The 5,116-nt window shown below is 75.5% G+C and carries 4 protein-coding genes and 1 pseudogene; 1 reads left to right on the forward strand and 4 read right to left on the reverse strand.

Annotation, left to right across the window (positions count from 1 at the left end):
- Positions 1-248 precede the first annotated feature (248 nt).
- Complete coding sequence (locus DQW06_RS18110) at positions 249-1,820, forward strand: alpha/beta hydrolase (protein ID WP_117198964.1); 1,572 nt, start codon at positions 249-251, stop codon at positions 1,818-1,820.
- A gap of 250 nt (positions 1,821-2,070) precedes the next feature.
- On the opposite strand, the gene DQW06_RS18115 is transcribed toward DQW06_RS18110, so the two are convergent.
- The 4 genes and pseudogenes from DQW06_RS18115 to DQW06_RS18130 form a co-directional block, all read right to left on the reverse strand.
- Positions 2,071-3,468, reverse strand: coding sequence for a hypothetical protein (locus tag DQW06_RS18115; RefSeq protein ID WP_117198965.1), 1,398 nt, complete (start codon positions 3,466-3,468; stop codon positions 2,071-2,073).
- Positions 3,465-4,178 (reverse strand): bifunctional 2-polyprenyl-6-hydroxyphenol methylase/3-demethylubiquinol 3-O-methyltransferase UbiG, encoded by a 714-nt coding sequence (locus DQW06_RS18120; protein ID WP_232833067.1) that lies wholly within the window; start codon positions 4,176-4,178, stop codon positions 3,465-3,467. Before DQW06_RS18120 ends, DQW06_RS18115 begins: the two co-directional genes overlap by 4 nt.
- Positions 4,175-4,843: a DUF2064 domain-containing protein gene (locus tag DQW06_RS18125; protein ID WP_071621938.1), complete on the reverse strand. Its 669-nt coding sequence runs from the start codon at positions 4,841-4,843 to the stop codon at positions 4,175-4,177. Before DQW06_RS18125 ends, DQW06_RS18120 begins: the two co-directional genes overlap by 4 nt.
- A pseudogene (locus DQW06_RS18130) lies at positions 4,840-5,116 on the reverse strand (glycosyltransferase); the annotation flags it as partial. The pseudogene DQW06_RS18130 and the gene DQW06_RS18125, both read right to left, overlap by 4 nt.

Here is a 5,116-nt window from a genome sequence, read left to right on the forward strand (position 1 = left end):
ACCACCCGCGAACGATGTGTGCCTGTCACGGTTTCCCGTGAGGTTCTCACCGTCATCCCATGACACGGTGTCACTGGTGGACTCGTCGGAGTGACAGCAGGCTGGACACGTGCCTCCGGCGACGGCGGTCACGGCCCTCCCGCGACGGACGGCGGAAGAGCTGTGCCCGCCAGGACGCCGGTGAAATCGAGATCCAGGAGGCTGGGGACATGGGACGAAGGCGGAGCGCGGGCCGGAGCCTGCTCCCGATGGTGGCGGTATGTCTGGCCGGTTCGCTGGTCGCCCCGGTGCCGGCGGCGGCCGACGAACGGGGCGGGGCGCCGACGACGGCACTGGAGTGGGGTGCCTGCCCCGAGGACGTCCCGACCGGGACGTACCCGTTGGAGTGCGCCACCGTGCCGGTGCCCGTGGACTACGACGACCCCGACGGCGACCGGATCGAGATCATGGTGTCGCGGCTGGCCAGCACGGAGCCGGACCAGAGGCGCGGCGTGCTGCTGCTCAACCCGGGCGGCCCGGGCGGGTCCGGGCTGTCGATGCCCGCGGACCTGGCCTCCCTGGGCGTGCCCGCCAGCGTCCTGAACAGCTACGACCTGATCGGCATGGACACCCGCGGGGTCGGGCGCTCCTCCGCTGTGAGCTGCGGCTTCACCACCGACCAGGAGTACTTCGGCAACATCCCGCCCTACGCGGTCGACGAGACGGCGGTCACCGAGCAGGCCGCGGTCGCCGAGGGGGTCGCCGACCAGTGCGCGCGCAGCGACGGGAACGGGCTGATGCGCCACATCTCGACGGCCAACATGGCCCGCGACCTGGACCGGATCCGGGCCGCGCTGGGCGAGGAGGAGGCCAGCTTCTTCGGGCTGTCCTACGGGTCGGCGCTGGGCGCGGCCTACGCCTCGATGTTCCCCGGGAGCACCGACCGGATCGTGCTCGACAGCAACATCGGCGACACCTTCCTCGACTACGACGGCATGCGCAGGTTCGCCCTGGGCTTCGAGGAGACCTTCCCCGACTTCGCCGCGTGGGCGGCGGAGCGCGACGGCAGCTACGGCCTGGGCGGCTCTCCCGAACAGGTGCGGGAGACCTACTTCGAGACCGCCGAGCGGCTCGACGAGGAGGGCCCGGTGGCCGGTGTCGACGGCCACGTCTTCCGGCTGGCCGTCTTCGTGGGGCTGTACAACGAGCGGAGCTACGGGCGGACGGCGCAGCTGTGGCAGTCGGTGCGCCTCGCGGACGAGGAGGCGGTGCGGCGGCACATGGAGGAGAGCGGGCTCGGCGGCGCCGGGGCGGCGACGGGCGAGCTGTGGCCCTCCGACAACGCCTGGTCGGTGTTCCTCGCGACGACCTGCAACGACGTCGAGTGGCCCGAGGACCTGGCCGCGTACCAGCAGGGCGTGGCCGAGGACCGGGAGAGGTACCCGATGTACGGCGCGGCCAGCGCCAACGTCATGCCCTGCGCCTACTGGAACGACGCCCCGTCCGAACCCGCGGTGGAGATCACCGGGGAGGGTCCGGCCAACGTCCTCATCATGCAGAACCTGCGCGACCCGGCCACGCCGCACCTGGGCGGAGTGCTGCTGGACGAGGAGTTCGGTCAGCGTTCCCGGCTGGTGAGCGTCGACGACAGCGGTCACGGCGCCTACGTCTACGGCGACAACCCCTGCGCTTGGGACGTGGCCACGAGCTACCTGGTCGACGGCGAGTTCCCGGAGCGGGACGTCTCCTGCGGGGCGTCCGGGGCCTCCGGCCTGGGACTGGACGAGGAGGTCCAGCGCTCGCGGACCCAAACCCTCGACCGGCTCCAGGACACCGCCTGAGCACACGGTCGGGGACGATCGCCACTCCGGAGCGATGAGGGGCGGGACGGCACCGCCCGTCCCGCCCCTCGGCGTCCCCACGTCCGGTCGCGTCCGGAGACACCCGGCCTACGCCCGCTGTCCGCCGACTCCGTCAACCCACGGCCGGTCACACCCGGAGACGCCCCCGGCGCGCCACGGGCGCGTTCCTTCGCCGGTGCCCGCGAGGACGCCGGGGGCTTCGGGCACCGGCCCCGCGGAGCGCCCCGGTTCACCAACCGGTGAGCAGCAGGTGGTTGACCGCGAGCGCCGTGGCCGCCTGGGCGGCCAGCCAGGCCCTGTGGTGGCGGTCCGGAAGAAGGGCGGCGGCCGGGACGAGCCACAGCACGAACGGCAGCCAGATGCGTTCGGTCTCGCCCTTGCTCATCCCCGACAGGGTGGCGGCCACGACCGCGCCGAGGGCGGCGGCCACCAGCAGGGCCGTCGTGGCCTCCTCCCGGGACGGCGCCCGGCGCGGGCCGCGCACCGCTCCTGGCAGGCGCGCCAGCACCCGGCGCAGGCCCGCCGCCGTCGCGGGTCCGGTCGTCAGGCACGCCACGGCCAGGTTCGCCCAGACCCAGTAGCCGTAGGGCCGCACCGACGCGAACCCCTGGTAGTAGCGCTCCACGAGCAGGTGGTAGCCCTCCCACCACCGGAAACCGGCCGCCGTGAAGGCCGCGGCGACGGCCAGGGCGCCCAGCAGCGCGTAGGGCAGGGGGCGCGCGGTCCGCGCGCACAGGAGCACCGCCACGGCCGGGATCCCGATGAGGACGAGCCCGTAGGACAGGTACACCGACCACCCCAGGAGCAGACCGGCCGCCAGCGCGGTGGCGCGCGGCGCCCGCGCGCCGGGCGCCGCGGCCACGGCGAGCAGGGCCAGGCCCCACGCGGTGACCGCCGCGAAGTACCCGTCCGCCGACGTGCCCACCCACACCGCGGCGGGCAGCAGCATGAGGAACGGGGCCGCCCGGCGGGCCGCCGACTCCGCGCCGAGCGCGCGCATCGCGACCAGGACCGCGGCGGCGGCCGAGCCGCCGACCACGACGCACCACATCCCGGCCCACGCCCCGCCGCCCAGGCCGATCCGGTCCAGCGCGACGAAGGTCAGGACGGCGCCCGGGGGGTGTCCGGCCACGTGCGTGGGCCAGTTGTCGGGCTGTCCGATGAGGATGTGCCGGGTGAACGTGCTCAGCGCCGCGCCCACGTCCTCGAAGCGGTCGACCGAGGCCAGGTACTCGTGGGGCGACAGCAGGCGGCCGACGATCCCGCGCCGCCAACCGTCGACCAGCGCGAGCGCGGTGGTCCAGAGCACGGACGCGGCCCAGACGGCCCACACCAGGACGCGCCAGGGCAGGGCCCGCGCCACCGCGGGACCGCAGACCGCCACCACAACGGCCAGGGCCAGGGCGGGGACCGTGCCGGGCCCCGTGTGCGGGAACCAGGACGCGTACAGCGGCGGCCAGTCCACGTGCAGGACTCCGTGGGCGCGCTCGATGCGGGTGCCGAGAACCGCGGCCGCCGCGAAGAGGAGCGCGGCCAGGGCCGCCGCGGACAGGTCGGCGCGCGCTCCCGTCCAAGCGGTGCCGACCGCGCCCCGGACGTCGCGCTGGTGGAGCCCGGGCCGCGTCACGCCGTCACCGCGGGACGGACGGGTCCCGGCGCCGGGTTGCCCCGAGGCGCGCGCAGTGCCGCGAACCGGCGCCCCCGCACCTGCCAGGCCTCCGACCAGTCCCACCCGCTCTCCCGCGCGCACCACCGCAGAGCACGGGGGCCGATCCGCGCCCACGGGAACGGGGGACCCGGTTCCCCCCGGCCGTCGGTGACCTGCACCGTCACGCACTCGTGGACTTCGTGGGCGGCGGTCTCGACGATGAGCAGGCCGCCGGGCAGCACGACCTCACGCATGCGGGCGAGCAGGCCCCCGGGGGCTCCGCCGATACCGATGTTGCCGTCCACCAGCAGCGCGGTGCGCCAGCCCCCCTCGCCGGGCAGGGGGTCGAACACCGAGGCGCACACCGCCCGGCCGCCCGCCTCGACCGCGCGCGACACGGCCACGGGGTTCATGTCCACGCCCAGCGCCCGGCGGCCCCGGGCGGCGAGCGCGACCACCATGCGCCCGGGCCCGCACCCGGCGTCCAGCGTGTCGCCCTCACAGCGCTCCAGCACGCTCTCGTCCGCGGCGTCGGTCCCCCCGCACCAGCGTTCGACGTCCAGGCGCAGCATCCACCCGTCGGGCCGTCGCAGGAAGAGGGGGCCGCGGCCGTCGGCGAGCGCCCGCGAGTAGGGGTCGCACAGCCACGGGGCCGGCCTCGTGTCGATCCCGGTCTCGGTCGCGCTCACCGCCGACACCCCGCTCTGGCGAGCCCGACCGCCCTGCCGAAGCGGCTGCCGGGGACGAGCGAGGCCACCAGCGCGGCGTCGCGGGGCGTGTCCACGTCCGTGAGCACGTCCAGGTCGCGTACGCGCAGCCCCGCGTCGACCAGTCGCGCGCGTTGGAACCGCCCGGTGTGCCGCGTGGACATCGGGACGCCGCGCAGCAGGCGGGGGTCGGGGTCGGCCAGGCCGAGCGCCCAGAAGCCCCCGTCCTCGCTCGGGCCGAACCACGCGTCGGCGCGCTCCCAGGCGTCCGGGGCCAGGGCGGGCCCCAGGAGTTCCCCGCTCACCTGGGGGGTGTCCATACCGATCAGCAGGGAGGGGCCCGAGCACCGGGCGAAGGCGTGCGCGAGCCGTTCGTCGAGCCCGCCGCCCGACTGCGGGACCACCTCGAACCCCGGCGGGAGCCAGGGTCCGGGCCGCCCCTCCAGCACCAGGAGCCTTCTGCTGGCGGGGAGCGAGCGCACCGTGTGCAGGGTGTCGGCCAGGGCGGCCTCGGCGACCGCGGCGGCCTCCCTCGGCGAGTACTCGGGGGTCAGCCGTGTCTTGACCCGTCCGGGGACGGGTTCCTTGGCGATCACCAGCAGGGTGGTCCCCCCTGCCGGGAGGTCGGGGTCACCGGCCCGGGTCATGGCCGCCCTCCCCTCGCGCGCACGCCCTCCGGGCCCGGCGGCTCGCGCAGCACCGCCGTCATGTCGCGCACGGCGGTCCACGTGCCGCGCCACGTCCCCGTCACCTTGGAGGCCCCCGACCTGGGCAGGTAGGGGACGTCCACCTCGTCGACCCGCCACCCGGCGTCGGCGGCGCGCACGACCGTCTCCAACGGGTAGCCCGAGCGCCGGTCGGTCATCCCCAGCTTGAGCAGGTCCACCCTGCGGGCGGCGCGCATCGGGCCGATGTCGCGC

The sequence above is a fragment of the Nocardiopsis sp. TNDT3 genome, from assembly GCF_003427465.1.
Lineage (GTDB): Bacteria > Actinomycetota > Actinomycetes > Streptosporangiales > Streptosporangiaceae > Nocardiopsis > Nocardiopsis dassonvillei.

Bases quoted from the DNA above. Each gene is read 5' to 3' on its own strand.
- DQW06_RS18125 (WP_071621938.1), bottom strand. From the start codon at position 4,843: ATGACCCGGGCCGGTGACCCCGACCTCCCGGCAGGGGGGACCACCCTG.
- DQW06_RS18110 (WP_117198964.1), top strand. From the start codon at position 249: ATGGTGGCGGTATGTCTGGCCGGTTCGCTGGTCGCCCCGGTGCCGGCG.